Source organism: Pseudomonas fluorescens group sp. PF-1 (genome assembly GCF_054481335.1).
Genome location: NZ_JBTMNG010000001.1, coordinates 1,451,286 through 1,473,406, shown reverse-complemented (window position 1 = coordinate 1,473,406; position 22,121 = coordinate 1,451,286). Strand labels below are relative to the sequence as shown.

Genomic DNA, 22,121 nt, shown 5'->3' with positions numbered 1-22,121 from the left:
CCAGAACAGCGAAAAAAATGACGTCAGGAATACGCCAGCAACTTAACAACGAGAACTCGTCGCGACCGGCGCAAGGGAGAATGGCTTAAAACGACAGACTGTCGGAGATCAACTGAACCAGTTCGTACTCGAGATAGTCCGCGAGCGCCAACCAGTTTTGCACTTCCTGACACTGAAGCATCAAACCGAGAACATGCAGCCACTGTTGCCTGGCTTCCAACGATGCCCGATCAAAGCAAGGCTGCAACTCCCCGGCCAGATCAATCATGATCAGCCCCGCTTCCACATCATGGCCCAGCCGAAATTTCGTAGCACATTGTTGCGCCCGAGCGACAAACAACTCCGTCATACCGTCAACTCCGGATGAAAAGCCGTTCCAGCGATCATCGCGCCCGCCCGACTGCTGTTGTAGAAACGCAGATGCGAATGCCCGGCGATGTAACGCTCCAGTTCGCACAGATAGCTACGGAAATTGAGTTGAGTCTTGATTCTCCGGCCATGCCCATCAAGCACCCAGTGCTTCGCCGCGCCGAGTTGCGGCCCCAGATCTCCGTCTCCCCAGCCTGCATGAGTCTTGTCGCCGGGAAATGCGAAATCGGCGCCGAACAGAGTAATTTGCACCGCCCCTGCCTTCACTGCCAGATCCACTGCGGGATGAATCACACTGCCTCCACTGTAAAGCTGAGCCTTGGGAAATTTCTGGCGCATGGATTGGTAGATGGGACTTGCCGAGTACGCGACATGACGCGCCCCCTGCCAGGCTTCGAGCACGGACGGATCGACCATCGGCATATACACCAGTTTGATCGCCTCCGTATCGGCAGGCGGCAAGTGCCTCGACGAAATACGCTGGTCAATGGTGACAACAATGTCAGGCCGGATACCGTGCCCCAGCAATGGCCGGAACGCCGTGTCGACACAAATGAACAGCGGTCGTTCAGGCTGCTCACGAATCGCCCGCAGGCGCTCGAAATGCTGCTCCAGGCTTGGGCCGGTGGCGATCACAAACGCCTCGCGCCCCACACTTGAACCGAAGAGTTCGGCCACATCGGCGTCGCCCTTTACCAGCGCCTGACTGGCCAGCAGACGCTCGACGATCTCCGGCGATTGCGGATCGAATTCACGGTTGTTGAACGTCAAGTGCGTTTCGCTGATCAAGCGGTCGCGAATCTTGGCGTTGTAGTCATCAGCCAATACTAATTCCGATGGCAAGGCGAAAAACGGCAGGCAGATTTCCGCGAAGTCTCCGCTGTAATGCAACTGGACTCGCGAATCACAGAGCCACGGTTGCTGATCGAGCAATTGCAGCACCCACGCAAACACTGCGCCGTTGAGCAGATGCACATGCAACTGCTGGAGCTGCGGACGATTCAACAACTCCAACTGCAAATCACCCAGCCCCGTGCCATAGACATGCAATACAGGACTGTCATCAGCCAGACTCGCGGCCTGGACTTGAGCCTCGCGAGTCCGGTCATGACGGCTGGTCAACTGAATGCCGTTGATGCTCAACGTCGAGCCCAGTCCTTCCACCAGATCGGCCTGCAACGAAGAAGGATCTTCCGCCAACAAACGTGCAGCCACCGCCGGCCAGCGACGCTGGATGACTTCGACATTCAATTGAAAAAGCTCGCTCATGGCGTCTCGCTGTGATTCGGGCAAAAAAATAGCGCTCAAGGTTACACCCTGGGCGCTATTTTGTGCCGCGATTTACCGATAAAGCGCGGGGTCAAGGACGATAGATAATCGCCGACCCCCACGACAGGCCAACACCAAAACCGCTGATCGCCACGCGCTGCCATTCAGCGCTGAGGGCGTGTTTCTCCAGCAGCAAGGGAATGCTCGACGAAACGGTGTTGCCGGTCTCGACCATGTCCTTGATGAACTTCTCTGGCTCGCCTTCGAAGCGCCGCGCCACGGCATCGACGATCGCCGCACTGCCCTGGTGAATGCAGAACGCATCGATGTCATCGGCCTTGAGACCGGAGTCGTCGAGCAGCTCATGCAAATGTGCCGGAACTTTGAGCAGCGCAAAGTTGAACACCTGACGACCGTTCATGAAGAACACGCCATCAGTGACCTTCAGGTGCGGCGCGCCGGAACCGTCGGTGCCGAACTTGGCCTTGCCCAGTGCCCAGACCGGGTCTTCACCCATCCAGGTGGCCGTCGCGGCATCGCCAAAGAGCATGGTGGTATTGCGATCTTCCGGGTCGACGATTTTCGAATACGGGTCAGCAGTGATCAGCAGGCCATTCTTCAGGCCCGCAGCTTCCATGAAGCCCTTGATCGCGTAAATGCCGTAGACGTAACCGGAACAACCCAGGGAGATGTCGAACGCCGCAACATTGGTCGACAGGCCGAGTTTGTCCTGGACGATCGCTGCGGTATGCGGCAGGCCTTCTTCGTCACCGTTCTGGGTAACGACGATCAGCACGTCGATGGACTCGCGTTTCAGTTCAGGGTTGCTGGCAAACAGCGCGTTGGCCGCTTCCACACACAGATCGGAGGTTTCCTGATCAGCATCTTTGCGCGGCAGGAACGCCGACCCGATCTTTCCGAGGATGAATTCTTCATCCTTCCCGAATTTTGCACCTTGTGCGTAATTGTCCACGCCGGCTACAGGAACGTAGCTCGCAATGCTTTTTATGCCAATCATTACGGCTTCCCAATAAAAAACAGCCCAATACCACCGCTCGCAAGGATTCGAGGGGCGCCGACATACCAAAAATGGCCGCCCCGACAGGCAGCCACGGGGATCGCAAAGAGCTATCACTGGAACCGATAACGGGCCAGGCGCCATCTCCCCGGTCAATACAATACAGTGAAGATGCGCGTTATGACTCGCAGGTCACGCTATTTTGCCGAATCGGTTGCAGATCGGGTTATTCGACCAACGACCAGTCCAGCGGTGTACCGCGCTTGATCGCCCGACCAGCATGGCGACCGAGAATGGAATCGGTGTGCTTGGGCGGCAAACCGAGACCGGGGCGAATGGCGCGCAGATTGGCCGGGGTGAAGGGCTCGCCAGCGGCCATGTCGGCAGTGACGTACAGCGAACGGCGGTAAACCAGCGACTTGCGCTCGGCCTCGGTGACGCCGTAATGCACCTGCCCCATGGCCTGCCAGGCGCGCTCGGTTTCCACCACCAGACTGGCCAGCTCCAACGGTTCCAGGGAAAAACTGGCGTCCACCCCACCCGCGCCGCGGTCCAGAGTGAAGTGTTTTTCCACCACTGTTGCCCCGAGCGCCACAGCGGCTACGGATACGCCGACACCCATCGAGTGGTCGGACAACCCTACTTCACAACCAAACAGCTCACGCAGATGCGGGATCGTCCGCACATTGCTGTTGAGCGGCGTCGCCGGATAGGTGCTGGTGCACTTGAGCAACACCAGATCCTTGCAGCCGGCTTCGCGGGCTGCGCGTACGGTTTGATCGAGCTCGGCGATGCTGGCCATGCCGGTGGAAATGATCAGCGGTTTTCCAGTCGCGGCCACGCGGCGGATCAACGGCAGGTCGGTGTTTTCGAAACTGGCGATCTTGTAGGCCGGTACGTCGAGGCTTTCGAGAAAGTCCACGGCCGTGTCATCGAACGGCGTCGAGAACGCGAGCATCCCCAGCTCCCTGGCCCGGGCGAAAATCGGCGCATGCCATTCCCACGGGGTGTGGGCCTTCTCGTACAAATCGTACAGCGAAGTGCCGGCCCACAGACTGTTCGGGTCCTTGATGAAAAACTCGCCCTCGGCCAGGTCCAGAGTCATGGTCTCGGCGGTGTAGGTTTGCAGTTTCAATGCATGGGCACCGGCCCGGGCGGCGGCTTCGACGATTTGCAGGGCGGTGTCCAGCGACTGATTATGGTTGCCGCTCATCTCGGCAATGATGAAGGGCGGCGCCTCGGCACCAATCAGGCGGTCGCCAATCTTGAAACTACTCATCGCGATGATCCTTCAAAATTTTGGTGAACACACAGTCACTCTGGGTGAATCCGGCGTCACGAAACACATTCAAAGAGGGACGATTGTTCGGCAGGACCTGAGCCGTGATTGCGCGTAATTGCGGCCAGTGTGCGCTGACGAACGCGTCACCACCCGCCAGCAGCGCCCTGCCCCAGCCGAGACCGAAACGCCCTTCAAGCAGATAAATCGACACTTCGGCCTCAAAGCCGCGCACGTCATAGCGCAAGACCCCCACCGGGCCATCGTCAGCCTCGGCGATCAACAACAGTCGCTGCGGATTGCGCAGACTTGCCTTCAGCCAGTTCAGATGCTGCGGCCATTCGATCACGCCGCGGTCCAACGACCAGCAGCGTACCGCCTCGGCATTGCGTCCATCGAACAACAACTGCGCATCGTCCTGAGTCGCCATCCGCAGTTTGAGCACCGCACCGGCCAGCGCCGCCGCTACCCGCAACGCACCGCGCCCATCAACCAGCTGCCGCGAACGCTCGGCCAGGCTTTGACGCAGATAAAAATTGTCGACGACAAAGCCGATGGCATTGCGCAACTGCTCGACACCAACCTGCTCACAGGCCCCCATAAACACATGCGCCCCTGCCGCTGCCATCACTTCACCGTTGGCCTGCTGGTTGTTCGAGACTGCGATGCAAAGGGTCGGCAGGCCCAGGGCCGCACGCTCCCAACTGGTGCCACCGCCAGCGCCGATAAACAGATCGGCCTCGGTCATGCGGCGGTGAAAATCACTGACAAAACTGTGCAAGCGCCAATTCGGTCGTGTTTCGGCCAATGCCTGCATTTGCGCCCACGCCGGGTTTTCGGCACCGGCGACGAAATCCACCTCCAGTTCCGTGAAATCAGCCAGCGCCAGCATCGCATGATGGGTTTGCATGGCTGCATCGAAACCACCGAAGTTCACCAGCACCCGTCGCGCTCTGGGCTTGATCTCAATGGCCGGGCAATTGAACTCTTCACGCAGCATGGCGTAGCGCGGCCCGAGCAGCAGGCGGCAACCTTCGGGTAGCAGCGGCGCATAGTCTGCGGTAAGGCCGGACAGGTTCTGATTGAGTAACAAATCGACGCTGTAGCACCGCGTGGCGAGGTCATCCACCGCCGCGATACGTGGCGCCCAGCGTCGGGCGGCGGTCTGCCAGTGATGGTCAAGGCCATAATGGTCGGCGATGATCCAGTCGAAGCCGGCGTGCCCCTCCAGCCGCAATGCCAGTGCATCGATATCTGCCTGCCACGGCAGCATCGATTCGATGGCTTGCTGCGGGTCTTCAGCGGGGTAGTGATCTGGCAGCGCAAAGGTCTCGAAACCTTCGGCATTCAGCGCGTCGAGGCGGTGCCCCGGTAGACGCCGACAGGCAAACGCAACGTGACTGCCCTGCGCGCGCAACACTCGCGCCAGCGTCAGACAACGGGCGACATGGCCACTGCCAATGGTCGGCGAGGCATCGGCACGGATCAGCACTCTCACTGCAGTTCTCCGCCAGCCTTGAGCGCGGCGTAGAGGTATTCGGCGCGCTTCCAGTCCTCAGGCGTGTCGATGTCCTGAACCAGATAACGCGGCAGGATGACTGGCAGGCTTGCCGGTGAATAAAGCACCTCACCGTTCAACCAGGCCTTGCTGTGTCCCCAATAGAACTGCCCGGCGTCTTGATACGCCACGGGCAAATCCTGTGAGCGGGTGTCCCGAAACTCCGGATAAAGCGCGGCCAGGGCGCCCTGCTCGTCAACCGTAAGGGCTCGCTGCACGGGAAAGCCGAAGTCGCACACGGAAAACGCGAAGGATTTGTCCGGATGCTCCTCCAGCAACTGCAGACCTTGCTGGAGAAAGCGCGCCTGCAACAGTGGCGCCGTGGCATAAATGCAGCAGGCATAATCAAACAGGTCGCCTTGCTCACTTAGGGTTCGCAGCGCATGGGCAATCACCGCAGCGGTGCCGGTGAAATCGTCGGCCAGGGCGGCCGGGCGGATGAACGGCACCCGAGCACCCTGCGTGCGCGCCAGTTCGGCGATTTCTTCGTCGTCGGTACTGACCACCACCTCGCAGAACAATCCCGAATCAATGGCAGTCTGAATTGAGCGGGCAATCATAGGCACGCCGTCGAACGGCTTGAGGTTCTTGCGCGGTATGCGTTTGCTGCCACCGCGAGCCGGGATGATCGCGACGCTGTTCAAGAGCGTTTTTCCAGAAGAAACCAGGTGATATCGTCCAACGGAAATTGTCGATCGCGGTGGTAGCCGAAACCGTAATCGAGCAGTTGCAGGTCGTCATAACGGTCGAGCATTTCGCCAGCAAAATCACGCTTGAACAACTTGCCGCTGTTGCCTCGATACAAGACTTCAACCGCCGAGGGATTGTAATACTCGGCGATCAGTATGTAGCGCTGGCTCAATTCATAGAGCTGCTCATAAGCCACCGGCAACAGATGCGGAGCCAGGTGAATCAGCACGCCCTTGCTCAGGGTCAGGTCGAAGCTGCGCTCGCGGGGAAAATCGAACAGCGAGCCGTGCCAGATCTGCCCTATGCCCAGCGCCTGGGCCTCAGCGCAGGCGCTGGCGTTGATCTCGACACCGAACAATTCACATTGCGGCAACAACTGGTGCAATGCCTGTAAATTGTTCCCGGCATTGGTCCCAAGTTCCAACAGACTTTCAATACGACCTGCCCGCATCAACGCCTTGGCAAACAACGCCAGGTTGGCCGCGACGAGCGGTTGCCCAACGTTACGCCCGACGTACTGATTGCCAAAGTCGCCTTGCCAGAATTTTTCCTGTTCGCTCAGTTCACGCATTACACATTTCCATTAGCCGCTGTGCGGCAGTTACTCGGTCAGCTGTCGCAGTTGCGCGACCACAGCGTCCTGTTGTTCATCAGTCAGCAACGGAAACAACGGCAGGCTGATCGCTTCTGCGTAGTAACGTTCGGCCTGCGGGAAGTCACCTTCAAGGAAACCCAGGTCCCGATAGTACGGCTGCAAATGCACCGGGATGTAATGCAGATTCACCCCCACCCCGGCGGCCCGCAACCCTTCGAACACCTGTCGATGGCTGAGCTTGATTCGGTCGAGTTGCAGACGCACCACGTACAGATGCCACGCCGATTCAGCGTCTGCCTGTGCACCGGGCAATGTCAGCGGCAGGTCCGCCAGCAACCGGTCATAACGCACCGCCAGCTCACGCCGACGCGCGACGAACGCATTAAGCTTGCCCAACTGCGACAACCCCAGGGCAGCTTGCAGATCGGTGATGCGATAGTTGAAACCCAGCTCGACCTGTTGGTAGTACCAGGGGCCGTGGCTGGGCTCGGTCATCTGCGCAGGATCCCGGGTCATACCGTGGCTACGCAAGCGTTGCAGGCGCTCGGCGAGGTCCGGGCGGTTGGTCAGCACCATCCCGCCTTCGGCGCTGGTGATGATCTTCACCGGATGGAAACTGAACACCGTCATCGCCGCAAACTCACCGCAACCTACCGGACGACCGGCATAGGACGCTCCGACCGCGTGGGATGCATCTTCGATGACCGTAAAGCCATAACGCTCGGCCAGTTCGGCGATGCGGCGCATGTCGCAGCTCTGCCCGGAGAACGCCACGGCCACCAGCACTTTGGGCAGCGTACCGTCGTGCTCGGCCTGATCGAGTTTCGCTTCGAGGGCGAAGGCATCGAGGTTCCAGGTCAGCGGATCGATGTCCACGAAGTCGACGTCGGCGCCGCAGTAACGGCCGCAGTTGGCCGAGGCCAGAAAGGTGTTGGGCGTCGTCCACAAGCGATCCCCCGGCCCGAGCCCGGCCGCCAGACAGGCAATGTGCAACGCCGCCGTGGCGTTGCACACCGCCACCGCGAAATCGGCCTGGCAACGTTCGGCCATCGCCCGCTCGAAACGCTCGATGGTCGGGCCCTGGGTCAGCCAGTCGGACTGCAACACCTCGACCACCGCGTCGATGTCCGCCTGATCAAGGCTTTGCCGACCATACGGAATCATGCCGACAGCTTCGCGTGCAGGTCGGCGATCTGCCCGACCGACAGGTAATGCGGGTTGGTGTCGGAACGGTATTCGAAGTCTTCGCTCACCGGGTAGCCGCGCTCGCCGATTTTGTCGACGGCGAAGTCGACATCGACGCTGGTGAAGCGAATCGATGGCTGGATGGTGTAGTGGTCCTTGAACTCCAGCGTCATCCGCGCATCGTCCAGCGGCACCATCAACTCATGGAGTTTTTCCCCCGGACGAATCCCGACGTTTTTGTGCGGCAGGTGCTCAGCCATGCCCAAGGCCAGATCGACGATGCGGATCGACGGGATCTTCGGCACGAACACTTCGCCGCCATGCATCCGCGCAAAGCTGTCGAGGACGAACTGCACGCCGTGATCAAGCGTGATCCAGAACCGGGTCATGCGCTCGTCAGTGATTGGCAGCTCTTTGGCGCCCTCGTTGATCAGCTTGCTGAAGAACGGCACCACCGACCCACGCGAGCCGGCCACATTACCGTAGCGAACCACGGAAAAACGCGTCTGTTGCTCACCGGCGATGTTGTTGGCGGCGACAAACAGTTTGTCCGACAGCAACTTGGTTGCGCCGTACAGGTTGATCGGGCTCGCCGCCTTGTCGGTCGACAGCGCCACGACTTTCTTCACGCCGTTGTCGATGGCCGCGGCGATGATGTTCTCCGCGCCATTGACGTTGGTGCGAATGCATTCGGTCGGGTTGTACTCCGCCGCCGGCACCTGCTTGAGCGCCGCCGCGTGCACCACGTAGTCGATGCCGCGCATCGCCTGACGCAAACGATCGGCGTCGCGTACGTCACCGAGGAAGTAACGCATGCAGGGCGCATTGAACGTTTGCTGCATTTCGTATTGTTTGAGCTCATCCCGGGAGAACACCACCACGCGCTTGGGCTGGTATTGCTCCAATAGACGACGGATGAAGTTGCGACCAAAGGAGCCGGTGCCGCCCGAGATGAAAATCGATTTACCGTTGAACATGTCTTGAGTCCTGTTTCCCGTACGTCGGCTCAGGCGAGCAACTGTGCCCAGTCGACACTGGAGGCTTCGCCGAGGGTAAAGCCCTTGCCGGTCAGGGAAAGGTTCTGGTTGTAGGCGACGTCATAGGCGAAGCGCGCCTGCCACTTGTCGCGCAGGGCGGCGACCGTTTGTGCTGCGTCCGGCAGCAGGCCCGGATGCTGAATCTGTGCCTGCGGGCACCAGACCGTCAGATACCCGGCATCAGCGGCTTTCAGACACAGATCAACGTCGGCGAATGCCGCATCGAAATGCTCTTCGTCCAGACCGCCAAGCGCCTGGAACAACGCCTTGCGGATCATCAGGCAGGCACCAGACACGGCTGAATAGTTTTGCTCGACCTGATTGCCGAACAAGTAGCCCCAGGCCTCTTTGCTTTCACCCGAGAACGCCGCGCCAATCGAGCCATTGAGCCCCAGAATCAAACCGCCCTGAGTGGTAACGCCACGGGCGTCCACCAGTTTTGCCCCAACGATTCCGACTTCCGGACGTTGCGCCTGGTTAAGCAAGGCGTCGAGCCAGTTGGCATTGACCACTTCGGCCTCGGCAGAAAAGAGCACCAGGTACTCGCCCTTGGCTTCGGCACTCGCAAGGTTATACAGCGCCGACTCACTTAAGTGCTGGGCGCTGCGCAGCACGCGGACCCGCTCGCCCTTGCCCTCCAGGCTGGCCAGCCACTGAGCCAGTTCCGGCGATTGGCTGTGATTGTCGACAAGCAGAATTTCGTGACGCTGATAGCGTGTACGTTGCAGCAGGCTGACCAGTGTCGCTTGCAGTCGTTCCAGGTTGTCCTGACTGAGCAGGATGATCGATACCAGCGGCCGTTCCGCATGCTGGTAGTCAATCTGCCAGGTTTGCGGCAACGTCGAATTGACCTGAGCGCGATAGCCTCGACGGACCAGATGACGGGTCAGCACCTGACGCTCATGGGCGTTCTCTTCAGATTTCGCTGCGTTGCAGATCAGCAGCGGTTCGGCCAGATGCGCCAGACCCGCCAGACCGCCGTTTTCGATAAGACGCAACAGCAGATCGAATTCCAGAGCCTCGCTACAGTCACTCGCATAGCCCCCGGCCTGAACCAGTACTTCGCGCTGGATCAGCCAATGCCGCGCCATCAAACCCGGCACCGTTTGCAGCAGATCCAGACTGACGCCGGGACGGAACACATCCGTCAGCGCACCACTGGGTTGACGCTGGATCTCATCCATCGCGACCGCACGCACGCCTTCGACGCCCATCAGCTCAAGGCTGGCGCGCAACAGACCACTGGCGGTGAACTCGTCACCGGCCTCGGCCATCACCAACCAGTCGACACTCATTTGCGGCATGAGCTGATTGATTCGTTCCACATAGTTGGCCGTGGTGACCTTCACGAAATGCACGGTATCGCGCACTGTGGTGGTGGCAGGCAAGTCACCCGTGGTGAACACCACGAGTTTGAATGCCTTGCAGTGGCCACCGACCAAACTGTCAAACGTAGCCTGGAGCTTGGCCATATCGGCGTCCAGATCCAGCAAAAGGACGCCGAACTGCGGTGCTGCGTCGTGGTTCGCCAGATGTTTGGTGATCGCTGGGAGTTGCGCGGCAGAAGGGCTACGCGCCTCCAGCCAGGCAAGCAGACGTCCCGTTGGCATGTTTTCGAACAGCTTGCGATCCGTCTGCCCCGGTACCGAATTCAAACGCTCGAGCCAGGCTTGCAGTTTCAGCCCCTCGTCGTGTTCTTCAGTGCCCAGCAATGACTCGACCAGGCGCCTGACGACTTCGCGGTTGAACATGTTCAGCGTCAGTGCCTCCCACAACCGCGCACGAATTGTGCGCTCATTGTCGTTGGGGTGAACTCGCAACAATTCATGCTGACGCAGCAGGACACCTTCCAGTTCCTGCAACTGCACACGACCGGCGGGCATTGCATGCAGCAGGAATTCGAACTCGGTCAACAAGTCGAACATCGGCTTGTTATAGAACGGCATCTCCACGAATTGCTCGGGCGAAAACGATCGAACCGGGTCCTTGTCACATTCGATCCAGGCAGAGCGGAAGATCGGCGCACCTGCCAGCGAAACACCTTTGAGCAAACAATTGGCCATGTGGGCAAAGCTGTTCAGCGCAATCTGTTTGATGGCCGCCGGTTCCTGATCACTGAGTTGTGTCGGAATCGAGGCCAGGAACTCGGCAAACCGTTCACGCTCGGCAATGGTTTTCGGGTCTTGATACGCAAGGACGGTCAACACGTTGGTGTTGTGGTCCGAACCACCATAATTCACCTCACGCACGGCAAACGGAATCGGCAGGATGCGCGCCTTGGCGCAAGCCAGCAGATAGAACGTGTGACCGATTTCCTGCCATTCGAAACTGGTACCCGGCGGTAACTGGCGATACCACTGTTGCAGCAGATCGGTGCGAGTCACGGCGTAGAACGGCGGCAGAAACCGCCCCATGAAGTCCATGATCCGAGTTTCAGCCTGCGGCGAGTTGTAGTCTTCCTGCACACGCTTATCGCGGCGGTAGTAGGTCACTTCTGTGGCGCGGGCGAGGTACATCATCCCGTAGCCATGGCACAGTCCATAGTCAGGATTGGCCTGAAGAAACTCAACCGAGGCCGTCAGCGCGTCGTGGATCAGAAAGTCATCGTCCGCGGCAAACACCATATAGGGCGTGGTTACCTGACTGACGCCCCAGGTCAGTTTTTCCTGCAACCCCTTGTAGGTGTACTGCGGCAAATGCCGGTAGTCGACCGATGGATAGTCAATCGCAACGCCTTCATCGCCCTGCGCGGACGAATCCAGCACCAGGACCTTGGCGTCGTAATTGCTGTAGTACTGCAAGGTACGACGCAGAAATGCGGTACGGTTGTGGGTGATGACCACTACAGTGAACATTTCGTTCAGCGGTCTCCCGTTGATCTGATTGTTGCTTTGAACCTGCATTTTCCTATCCCCACAACCGGCCAGTTACCTGATGCCTGAAACTGTTCTTTGATTAACGAACGCGACGCAGATAACCGTCAGGCGCCACGGTGATCAACAGCTTGTTTTGCAACTGCCGGTCGATTTCGAAATCCTTGTTCTCTTCCAGATATTTCCATACAGCGGTTTTCGGGTTATCGCCCGGTCCCCATGGACGATCCGGGAAAAAGTCGGCCGGCATGTCTTCGACCACGGTGTCCATGACCACGCAGTAGCTGCCTACCGACACCAGTGGTGCATAGAGACGCAGCTCTTCCAGCACATGATCGTGGGTGTGGTTGGAGTCGAGAACCAGAATGACTTTCTTGCCTTTGGCCGCGGCCTGTACCTGAGCGGCAATGGCCGGGTCGATGCTCGAACCTTCGATCATCTTGATGCGCTTGGCCATCGGATGGCTTTCGATGGCTTCACGGTTGTGCGGGCGAATATCGAGGTCAATGCCCAACACTTCGCCGTGGCCTTGCAGCTCCAGCAGCGAGGCGTAGTAGATGATCGAACCGCCGTGGGCGATGCCGCACTCGATGACCAGGTCCGGCTTGACCTGCCAGATGATCTCCTGCATTGCCATCATGTCTTGTGGCAGCTGGATGATCGGACGGCCCATCCACGAAAAGTGGTAGCTGTACTTGTGGCGGGCTGATTCGTTGAAGAAGTCACGGGCCAGGCCCACGACTTTCTGGTCGTCACCCTGACGGGCGATCTCTGCCTGGCACTCGGCCTCGAAAGCTGCGTGGATGTTGTTGTCGGTCATCTGAAATTTCTCTGGGTTCACTGGAACGAAGCACTGTCGACGGCGTGATAGACGTAGCGTCCACCGGTCATCCGCTTGATCTCTTCGAGGTAATTGGAGTTCATCACAAACAGGTTGGCGCCTTCGGGCAACGCATCCATAGCCTCTTGCGGCGACGACACCTGAACACCGCTCAGAGGCAGATGACGCCCCTGTTTGGCGGGGTTGATGTCCACCACATGATCCACCGCCACGCCCGCGCGCTGCAGGAACAACGAATAGATCACGCCCTTGGACGATGCGCCCCAAATGGCCGACCCTTGTTGCGGCGCGGCTTGAATGATTTGCACGGTACGTTCAAGGCTGGCGGTAAAATTGTCCGATAGCGCCAGCAATTGCGGTGCGGCAGATGGCACGCGGCGCAATGTGGAAAGGTCGGCGACGATGTACAGGTACTGCCCGCCAAAGAGGTGCCCGGCTTCATGCACCGTATCGAACAGGCCTCGCAGATCGGCAAGACGGAAGTAGTTCACATGTTCGTAGAACACGTCGAACCAGGCGTTGTGCTCGACGATCCAGTCGAAGCACGGCACCTCGATGTAGATTTGTCCGCCACGGTTGGCCGAGGCAATGTCAGCCAGAAAGCTGACCGGGTCCTGAATGTGCTCCAGCACATGGCGCAGCACGATCGCATCGGCGGCAAGACCCAGTTCACGGGTGAACGGCGCCTTGATCACATCGACGTTGTCGCCCTCATAGGAGGGGTCGATACCGGTGATGGCATAGCCACGCTCACGCAGCATTTCGAGGAAATAGCCCTTGCCGCAGCCAACCTCGATCAGCTCGCGGCCTTTGAAATGCCGGGCCAGAATCGCCTCTACGTCATTCAAGTGATGCTGGAACTGCACCGAGTGGGCCTGTTCATTTTGGTAGTCGACGTCATAACTGAGTTGGCTGGCGTCGAAAGCCTGATTGAAGATCAGCCCGCTCTGGCTGTCCTGCACCAGCACGATGTCGGCACTGCCCGACGCCTTCGCCTGTTCGGCAGTGGCGAACGTACGGTTTTGCAGCACCGGGAGCCCGCTCGCTCGATAGAGTTCATGCTGCATGTTCTTCACCCCTCAATTGGGAAATTCGCTGGGCAATACCCCAAAAAGCCATGGGCTCATGGGCGGAGTAACCGTAATGCCCCAGGTTCAGCGTTATGGAGGATTGGCGCTGCCTCACGCGCGCCTCGACCAGCGCCCGCACGGATACAGGTCGGCCACTGCAACAGTTGATCACACCGCCGACATCGGGTCGGGCAATGAGCGTTGCCAACTGCGCCGCGGCCTCGGTGATCTCCAGATAGTCGCGTAGCTGGTCACCCATCGACATATTGAACTGCGCATCGCCGGCATCGATCGCCCGGTCCAGCGCCGCCAGCAGGCTGTTGGGGTTCTGCCCTTCGCCGTGCAGATAGAACAACCGCGCCCACTGCAAAGTGAACGGATGTTCCTGCGCAAGGTTCTGCAAAAACAGGCGCAGTGTGTGCTTGGCCAGCCCATACGGATTGGATGGTTGCGGCTCGACCTGCTCGCTGAGCGGCCCGCTCTGCAGGCCATATTCGAAACAGGTGCCGGTCACCAATACGTGTTTCACACCCGCCTCGACCACGCTTTTGATAAAGCGGTAGTCGGCCATCAGGTTGTGCTCGAAATGGAACAGCCCCTGATAGTTCGGCAGCCCCGGCCATGCCAGATGCGCCAGCACATCGACGCCCTCGGTCAATGCGACGACATCGACATCGGCGGCGTGAATATCCGCCGCGATAAACTCGACGTCCTTGATCCACGGCATGCCCTGCGCAGTGTTTGCGTTGCGCGCCACCGCACGCACCTCGCCACCGCGCGCCAACAGCGCCGCGACCAGATGCCGACCGACGAAGCCCGTGGCTCCGGTCACCAGAACCTTCACAGCACGCTCAACTCAGGCACGGCGATCACGAAGCGACCGTCCCACTGACGCACTTGTGCCAGTTGCTGGCTGACTTCGTGCAGCAGGTTCCACGGCAACACCAGCACGTAATCCGGTTTCTCGATATCGATCTGTGCTGGCGCCACAATCGGAATGCGGCTGCCCGGCAAAAACTTGCCCTGCTTGTGCGGGTTGGCATCGGCCACCCACGCGAGCAAGTCCGGTTTCACTCCGGCGTAGTTGAGCAAGGTGTTGCCCTTGGCCGCCGCGCCGTAACCGACCACACGCTTGCCATCGGCCTTGGCCTGCAACAGGAAACGCAGCAGGTCATGTTTGATGCGTTCGGCAGCAGGCGCGAGGGTCGCGTAGTACTCGGCAGTTTTCACCCCGGCGTCGAGTTCGGCCTGCAACTGCTGTTGCACCGCCGCTTGCACCGCACGGCGTTCGCCGTCCTTGCGTTGAACGAACACCCGCAACGATCCGCCATGCGTGCTCAACTGGCTGACGTCGAACACCTCAAGTCCGTTGCGCTCGCACAGGGTCTGTACGGCGGTCAGCGACAGGTAGGAATAGTGTTCGTGATAGAGCGTGTCGAACTGCGCACCCGCCATCAGCGTCAACAGTTGCGGAAACTCGAACGTGGCCACGCCGGTTGGCTTGAGCAAGGTGGCGAAACCACCGAGGAAATCATTGATGTCCGGCACGTGCGCGAGCACGTTGTTGGCGGCCATCAGGTCGGCGCCCCAGCCTTCGTTTTTCAACTGCGCGGCGGTATCACGACCGAAGAACAGTTCCCGAATCTCCAGGCCTTTTTCCCGGGCTGCCTGCGCGGTACTGCGAGTGGGTTCGACGCCCAGGCATGCGATACCGCGACCGGCGACGTATTGCAGCAGGTAGCCATCGTTGGCGGCCACTTCCACCACACGACTGTCAGCCGTCAGGTCGAAGCGCTCGACCATCTCGGCCACGTAACGTTCGGCGTGGGCCAGCCAGGTGCTGGAGAACGAACTGAAATAAGCGTACTCGGCGTCGAACAGGCTGTCGGCGCTGGTGTAATCCTCGGTCTGCACCAGCCAGCATTGCTGGCACACGGCGACCTTCAGCGGCACCCATTGCTCGGCCTGTTCCAGGCGGTCGGCGTGCACATAGGCATTGGACGGCGGCGAAGTGCCGAGGTCGATCAGCGGCAGGCTCAAAGGTGCTGCGCACCCACGGCAGTTCATACACGCACTCCGGCAAAGTGTTGATCGAGCGCAGGATGGCTGGAATCACGCGCTGACAAATTATTGACAGGCAACGGCCAGGCAATCGCCAGCCGTGGATCGCTGACCGACAGACCGCCCTCGTGCTCCGGCGCATAATCGGCGCTGTGCAGGTAAAGCAGTTCGGCGTCGTCGGTCAGGGTTTGAAAACCGTGGGCGAAACCGGCTGGAATCAACAAACTGCGACCGTCGCCAGCCTTCAGGTGCTCGGCGTGCCAGTGCAGAAAGGTCTCGGAATCGGGGCGCAGATCCACCGCCACGTCCCACACCTCACCACGCAGGCAAGTAATCAGCTTGGCTTCCGGCGCGTTGGCGTTCTGGTAATGCAGACCTCGCACACTGCCCTTCTCGCGGGTGCAGGAATGGTTGATCTGGCGGATATGAAACTCGGCGCCAAACGCCGTCAGACTGCCTTCGCAAAACAACCGGGCGAAGTGCCCGCGCTGATCTTCAAAACGCTTGTGCTGGACGCTGAACAGTCCGGCCAGCGGCAACGCCTTCAATGAAAACTCCCTCACAGCCCGCCTCGGTACAGGCTCAGTTGGCCGAGGGTGACGGCGCGCATGTCATCGCCGTTCTGCCACGCCAGATGCCAGTCGAGGGTCTGGGTCAGGCACTGCTGCAACGACCAGCGCGGCTGCCAGCCCAGCACCTGGCGGGCGCGACTGCTGTCCAGGCGCAGCAGACCGGCCTCGTGCAGTTCGCTTTTTTCGACGCGCAGACCGCGAGCCTGTGGCCAGCGATGGGCGAGCAGTTCGACCACTTCGCCGACGCTGCGCATGTCCGCCTCACCCGGGCCGAAGTTCCAGGCACCGGCATACTCCGGGCCTTGTTCATAGAGACCGGCGGCCAGTTGGAGGTAACCGGCCAGCGGCTCCAGCGCGTGTTGCCACGGGCGCACGGCTTGCGGGTAGCGCAGGGTCACCGGCTCATCCGCTGACCAGGCTTTGAGCACGTCGGGAATCAGTCGCTCGGGGGCGAAATCACCGCCGCCCAACACGTTGCCGGCGCGCGCGGTGGCCAGGGCCAGGCCGTGCTCGTCGTACTTGTCGGCCGGGAAGAACGAAGCCGCGTAAGACTGCGCCAATAGCTCACAACATGCCTTGCTGCTGCTGTAGGGATCGTGGCCGCCGAGGGCTTCGTCTTCGCGGTAGGGCCACAGCCATTCCTTGTTGGCGTAGACCTTGTCGGTGGTCACCAGGACGCAGGCGCGCACGCAGCCGACCTGACGAATCGCTTCGAGCAGGTTGAGGGTGCCCATGACGTTGCTGGAATAGGTGCCGAGCGGATCGCGATAGCCTTCTCGCACCAGCGGCTGAGCGGCCAGGTGCAGAACGATCTCAGGCTCGGTCTCGGCGATGATTTCAAGCAAGCCCCCCAGATCACGCAAGTCTCCGCGCACATCGTTGATGCCTTCATGCACTCGCGCCAGGTCATACAGGTTCGGTTCGGTGGCCGGATCAAGGGCAAAGCCGCTGACCTCGGCGCCAAGGCTCTGCAACCACAGCGTCAACCAACTGCCCTTGAAACCGGTATGCCCGGTGACCAGAACCCGCTTGCCGCGCCAGAAATCCGCACTCAGGCCCACTGCTTCCATGGGGCCTCCCCGCTCTGCCACAGCGCTTCGAGGTGGTTCTTGTCGCGCAGGGTGTCCATTGGCTGCCAAAAACCGGAATGCTCGTAAGCATGCAATTGCTCAAGCTCGGCCAGGCGCATCAGCGGCTCCGCCTCCCAACTGGTCGCGTCACCGGCAATGAAAGGCAATACCTTTGGCGAAAGCACAAAGAAGCCGCCATTGATCCAGCCGCCATCGCCACGGGGTTTTTCGGTGAATCCCAGCACCTGATCACCCATCAGCTGCAGTGCGCCATAGCGTCCCGGCGGCTGCACGGCGGTGACCGTCGCCATTTTGCCGTGAGCTTCATGAAACCTGATCAGGTTGCTGATATCGACATCGGAGACGCCGTCGCCGTAGGTGAAGCAAAAAGCTTTTTCGTCTTTCAGATAAGGGGCGGTACGCAAGAGACGACCACCCGTCATGGTTTCTTCACCGGTTTCGACGAGGGTGACGCTCCACGGCTCGCTGTAGTTCTGGTGCACGTCCATGCGGTTTTCCCGCATGTTGAAGGTCACGTCGGAGGTGTGCAGGAAGTAGTTGGCGAAGAAATCCTTGATCGCATACCCCTTGTAGCCGAGGCAAATCACGAAGTCGTGAATCCCGTGGGCGGAATACTGCTTCATGATGTGCCAGAGTATTGGCTTGCCACCGATCTCAATCATCGGCTTGGGCTTGAGGTGCGACTCTTCACTGATGCGCGTGCCCAGGCCACCCGCCAAAATAACTGCCTTCATCGTCTCCCCTTTCGTTCGTCACCGGGCTGCGCATGGCTTTCTTGAGCTTCGCGTGCCTTCCGGCTGAATCTTTGCCGCTTCGGGCGCCGCTGCGATGATCGCGAGCGCTCGTTTTATGGCGATTTGAGGGGGACTTGCAGGAAACGCGCCAGCTCCATGAACGCTACGTCGACAGCGGCGTGAAGAACCCCAAAAAAAACGCAGGCAACCCTGAAGTTGCCTGCGTTTTTCATCGCCATCACCAAAACGGTTCAGTCCGGCAACCAACCCCACAACCAGTGGTTGAGGTTGTCACCACGCAGCATGAAATCTCGGTGCACCGCCTCTCTCAACTCATCGCCCATGCGGTAGCTGGCATCTGGATCAGCCAAGTGCATGCGAATGGCTTGCAACCATTCTGCGGTACTGTTGCTGTAGACCTTGGTGCACGGCAGATGACCACGATAGGCCTCGGTGTCCGTGCAGATGACCGGATACCCACAGGCGCCGTACTCCAGCAGGCGCAAGTTGCTCTTGCAGTCATTGAAGATATGGAATTCCAGCGGTGCCAACGCCAGATCCAGATTCAGGCTCGCGAGCTTGAACGGGTACTGTTGCAAGCTGGTCGTCGAGTGGAACTCGTGGACGTAAGGGCGTAATTCGTCCGGGCACATGCCAAAAAACACCCACTCCACTTCGTTCGCCAGCTCACGCACCACATCGGCAATAATCTCCAGATCACCGGTATGACTGGTACCGCCCCCCCAGCCCACCCGTGGCTTGCTGGAAGTACGACGGTGACTGGTGAGTGTCGCCCAGGGGTCCGGTGTCAGCATGTTAGGCACAACGCGGATTTCACTGTGCATGCTCGACAACGCGTCCGCCAGCGGCTGAGTGGTCACCACCAGGCGATCACACAGCGCGATGCCCTCTCGCAGCATTTGCTCGGTATTGGCTGGCTTGTTGCGTGCGTGGGTATTTTTCTTCGGCGCGCTGATCACATAGTCATCGAGCTCGAAGACCCGCAGGGCACTTGAATACGTCTTTATCCGCAAAATGTCGCTGACCGCACCTTCGCTGTACCGACATTGCAGGATGATGGTGTCCGGGGCCAGACGCTCGATTTCCACGGTCGAAGGCGATTCGTAAGCCCAACGGCCAATGGCCCGGCCACCCGCTTCAAGCTCTGCCAATGGACCGGTCACACGATAATGACCGACCGCCGAACTGTTGACGGGCAAGCCGAGAATCAGTGGCAAGGCACGGGTACAGAACGGGTTCCAGTTATTGCGCAGAGACGGCTCCAGACTGAAGCTCGACACGCCAAGACTGAGCGACGGGCTGTAGGCCGGATCTTTGATGATCTTCGACATCCACTTGCGATGGAACACCTCTTGCTCCGGCTCGGGGACGACGACGGGATCGACCCCGGCCACGGGCGCAATCACCACACTGGCATAAGGTGTCCAGACCACCAGATAGCCTTCCTGGCCGACCCGCAAACACAGATCGACATCACTCAGGCCTTGAGTGAACGTCACCGCATCGAACTGCCCGAGCTCTTCAAAGACCTGCTTGCGCACCATCAGGCACTGACTGCTGACCGCGCTCCAGTTCTGGGTCACATGCAGACGTTGCATGTAACCACGGCTGCTGGCGGGCTCACCGGCAAATGGCGAGCCGACCGGTCCGGCCAGCCCCAGGATCAAACCGGCACTGACGATCACCCCGGCTGGATCGAGCAATCGCGCGCCCACCATCGCGACTTCAGGGCGCAGGGCATGATTGAGCAGTTCGTCGAGCCAGTCGCTTTCGCCAATGACCGCCTGCGCATCGAGCAGCAGGAGATAGTCCCCTCGAGCCTGCCCGGCGGCGAAATTACGGATCGCGCCGATATTGTTGTCACCCGCGAAACGCAATACCCGCAGCATCTCGGCCCCCATCTGCTCCATGGCGGCCAGCCAGTCGCGCATCACCGGGTCACTGACGCCGCTGTCGACGATCAGGATTTCGTACCTGGTATAAGCGGTGCACTCGATCAGGCTTTCGGTACAGCGTTGCAAGGCGCGCAATGAATCACCGGCCTGAATGATGATCGACACCAGCGGCCGGCCGGCATGTCGATAGTCAACACGGTTGATCAGCGGCATTTCTTCATGGCGGATGGTGCAATCCACGCCGATTCGCCCCAAGTGCGCCCTGACCGTGCCCGGGTTGCTTTCGATAACCTCGGGCAACGACAGCCACTGCGCGTAGGTCAGGCTTGATTCAAGCTGAATCTCGGCAATGTGCCCGATGGTCTGCGGGCCATTCTGCTCCACCAGACGCCATAGCAGATCGTGCGGAGCAAGTTCGCCATGCTCAGGATCAAAACCACCCAGTTCGATGAAACGTTGACGATCGAAAGCCAACGCTCGCCCGGTATAAGGGTAGGCGCGCATCAGATCGAGATTGAAATCCGGTTTGAACACCGGCTCGCAAGACTCGCCCTCGATCAGCGCGCCTTCGTCACTGTAGGCACACAGCAGGCCCGGCGTTCCGGCGATGCGCTCCGCCAGAATCAACAGCGCCGACTCGCGCAGGGTGTCGCCGGCTCGCAGCAGGTAAAACCAGTGGGCGCCCTCCAGTTGCGGAATCAGCGCATTGAGTTGATCTACCCAATCAGCCTGAAACGGCAACTGCAACACTCGCTCCTGGACCGCGCATTGTGCATCCGACAACACAAAAACGGCCTGCGGCGCATAGAGCTGGGCCTCAAGGCTCTGCAACGTAACGTCCAGCGCAGCACGATCAGCGGCACTGTCGATCACGACAGGAACGATTTGCGGACGCATCGGCCAACTGGCGATCCGCTGCGGCATGAGTCGCTGCTCGACCTCGGAAAAGCAGCGGATCGCCAACCACTCGCGGTAGAAATCGGCATAACTGTCGCTGTCGGCACCGACCCGACCGCTGACCACGGTGTTGCGATTGCCCAGGATGCGTGTGACGCACAGCTCCTGCCAGGCGTGCGGCAACCCATTGACCTTGTCCAGGTTGATGTAGCGAACCCAACCCGCTGCCGGTGCGGCTTCACCACTGCGTGCCGCCAGCATTTGCGCGAGCCAGTCCCATTCGACCTTTGCGGCTCTGAGCATCTCCGGCGTTTTGCCAAGACGCTCCGGGTGAAGCCGCTCGGTACTGAGCACCGTACTGAGCGCACCCAGATTGCCCCGGCGCATCAGACAGACGAACAAGGCAAAGTCGAGCATGGCAATGAAGCCCGTACCCTCCTGGATCAGCGCTGGCAGCAACTCCAGCACATCCGCGCGACGCATCAGGGCAGCGCTGAAGTTACCGATAAAGTTCATCGGCGTAGACTCGAAGATCGCCAGCATGTCGTCACCCTTGAGCAACGCATCAGCGGGGCAAAAACGGCAGTTGCCGACACGCGGCGGCAACAGGAAATTACCGGCATCGCTGAGCATGCGCAAAGCCACCACCAGATTGACATCGGCATGCTCGATCAGCACCCGCGCCTGCAGTGCGATGCTCGGGGCAAACAGACGATCGTCATCGCACAACACTTTGATGAATTCGCCCCGGGCCTCTTCGACACACCGCAAGACGTTTTTCTGCAAACCCAGGCGCTGCGGATTACGCAGATAACGAATGGGGTGTGCAGGCTGGGCGAACGACTCGACGACTTCACGAATCTGCTCATCGGCCGAGTCATCGCAAATGACGATTTCGACGTTTTCGTAAGTCTGCGCGAGCGCACTCATCAATGCTTGGTCGAAAAAACGCGGATTGAACGCAGGGATGACGATACTGACGAGGGGGTGTTGATTCACGGCGGGAAACTCTCGAGCGGTGGGTCTCTGCCCTTTTCAGGCAGAGCCCCTGTAACCGCTTAGGAAA

18 protein-coding genes are annotated in these 22,121 nt (G+C 59.8%); all 18 read right to left on the bottom strand.

The features are described from left to right. Window positions 1–85: 85 nt before the first annotated feature. Window positions 86–349 carry a hypothetical protein gene (locus tag ACX3YD_RS06985; RefSeq protein WP_458959546.1) on the bottom strand — a complete coding sequence of 88 codons (264 nt, stop codon included), beginning with the start codon at window positions 347–349 and terminating at the stop codon, window positions 86–88. Continuing rightward, entirely contained in the window at window positions 346–1,638 is a 1,293-nt protein-coding gene (locus ACX3YD_RS06980) for a motility associated factor glycosyltransferase family protein (protein ID WP_458959545.1), read from the bottom strand. Before ACX3YD_RS06980 ends, ACX3YD_RS06985 begins: the two co-directional genes overlap by 4 nt. Window positions 1,639–1,729: 91 nt before the next feature. Next, complete coding sequence (locus ACX3YD_RS06975; protein ID WP_047532022.1) at window positions 1,730–2,656, bottom strand: ketoacyl-ACP synthase III; 927 nt, start codon at window positions 2,654–2,656, stop codon at window positions 1,730–1,732. A gap of 226 nt (window positions 2,657–2,882) precedes the next feature. Then, window positions 2,883–3,935, bottom strand: a complete 1,053-nt coding sequence (pseI, locus tag ACX3YD_RS06970) for a pseudaminic acid synthase (RefSeq protein WP_458959544.1) — start codon at window positions 3,933–3,935, stop codon at window positions 2,883–2,885. Then, the gene (gene pseG / locus ACX3YD_RS06965; RefSeq protein WP_458959543.1) at window positions 3,928–5,433 is read right to left on the bottom strand and encodes a UDP-2,4-diacetamido-2,4,6-trideoxy-beta-L-altropyranose hydrolase; all 1,506 of its coding nucleotides are present in this window, start codon (window positions 5,431–5,433) and stop codon (window positions 3,928–3,930) included. The genes pseI and pseG overlap by 8 nt, the downstream gene beginning before the upstream one ends. Beyond that, the gene (pseF, locus tag ACX3YD_RS06960) at window positions 5,430–6,137 is read right to left on the bottom strand and encodes a pseudaminic acid cytidylyltransferase (RefSeq protein ID WP_458959542.1); all 708 of its coding nucleotides are present in this window, start codon (window positions 6,135–6,137) and stop codon (window positions 5,430–5,432) included. Before pseF ends, pseG begins: the two co-directional genes overlap by 4 nt. Then, entirely contained in the window at window positions 6,134–6,754 is a 621-nt protein-coding gene (locus ACX3YD_RS06955) for a pseudaminic acid biosynthesis-associated methylase (RefSeq protein WP_458959541.1), read from the bottom strand. Before ACX3YD_RS06955 ends, pseF begins: the two co-directional genes overlap by 4 nt. A gap of 30 nt (window positions 6,755–6,784) precedes the next feature. After that, a complete protein-coding gene (gene pseC / locus ACX3YD_RS06950) occupies window positions 6,785–7,942 on the bottom strand; it encodes a UDP-4-amino-4,6-dideoxy-N-acetyl-beta-L-altrosamine transaminase (RefSeq protein WP_458959540.1) in 1,158 nt (385 codons plus the stop codon). Further along, window positions 7,939–8,940 (bottom strand): UDP-N-acetylglucosamine 4,6-dehydratase (inverting), encoded by a 1,002-nt coding sequence (gene pseB, locus ACX3YD_RS06945; protein ID WP_458959539.1) that lies wholly within the window; start codon window positions 8,938–8,940, stop codon window positions 7,939–7,941. Before pseB ends, pseC begins: the two co-directional genes overlap by 4 nt. A gap of 29 nt (window positions 8,941–8,969) precedes the next feature. After that, the gene (locus tag ACX3YD_RS06940) at window positions 8,970–11,903 is read right to left on the bottom strand and encodes a TIGR00180 family glycosyltransferase (protein WP_458959538.1); all 2,934 of its coding nucleotides are present in this window, start codon (window positions 11,901–11,903) and stop codon (window positions 8,970–8,972) included. Between the two features lie 52 nt (window positions 11,904–11,955). After that, entirely contained in the window at window positions 11,956–12,693 is a 738-nt protein-coding gene (locus ACX3YD_RS06935; protein WP_458959537.1) for a cephalosporin hydroxylase family protein, read from the bottom strand. Window positions 12,694–12,710: 17 nt separating this feature from the next. Then, on the bottom strand, window positions 12,711–13,781 hold the full coding sequence (locus ACX3YD_RS06930) for a class I SAM-dependent methyltransferase (RefSeq protein WP_458959536.1): 1,071 nt from the start codon (window positions 13,779–13,781) through the stop codon (window positions 12,711–12,713). Next, window positions 13,771–14,628 carry an NAD-dependent epimerase/dehydratase family protein gene (locus ACX3YD_RS06925; RefSeq protein WP_458959535.1) on the bottom strand — a complete coding sequence of 286 codons (858 nt, stop codon included), beginning with the start codon at window positions 14,626–14,628 and terminating at the stop codon, window positions 13,771–13,773. Before ACX3YD_RS06925 ends, ACX3YD_RS06930 begins: the two co-directional genes overlap by 11 nt. Continuing rightward, window positions 14,625–15,851, bottom strand: a complete 1,227-nt coding sequence (locus ACX3YD_RS06920) for a methyltransferase domain-containing protein (protein ID WP_458959534.1) — start codon at window positions 15,849–15,851, stop codon at window positions 14,625–14,627. Before ACX3YD_RS06920 ends, ACX3YD_RS06925 begins: the two co-directional genes overlap by 4 nt. Beyond that, window positions 15,848–16,408: a dTDP-4-dehydrorhamnose 3,5-epimerase family protein gene (locus ACX3YD_RS06915; protein ID WP_458959533.1), complete on the bottom strand. Its 561-nt coding sequence runs from the start codon at window positions 16,406–16,408 to the stop codon at window positions 15,848–15,850. Before ACX3YD_RS06915 ends, ACX3YD_RS06920 begins: the two co-directional genes overlap by 4 nt. Beyond that, complete coding sequence (gene rfbG, locus ACX3YD_RS06910; RefSeq protein WP_458959532.1) at window positions 16,405–17,487, bottom strand: CDP-glucose 4,6-dehydratase; 1,083 nt, start codon at window positions 17,485–17,487, stop codon at window positions 16,405–16,407. Before rfbG ends, ACX3YD_RS06915 begins: the two co-directional genes overlap by 4 nt. Then, window positions 17,469–18,242 (bottom strand): glucose-1-phosphate cytidylyltransferase, encoded by a 774-nt coding sequence (rfbF, locus tag ACX3YD_RS06905; RefSeq protein ID WP_458959531.1) that lies wholly within the window; start codon window positions 18,240–18,242, stop codon window positions 17,469–17,471. Before rfbF ends, rfbG begins: the two co-directional genes overlap by 19 nt. 251 nt (window positions 18,243–18,493) lie before the next feature. Beyond that, entirely contained in the window at window positions 18,494–22,054 is a 3,561-nt protein-coding gene (locus tag ACX3YD_RS06900; protein WP_458959530.1) for a glycosyltransferase, read from the bottom strand. Window positions 22,055–22,121: the final 67 nt, after the last annotated feature.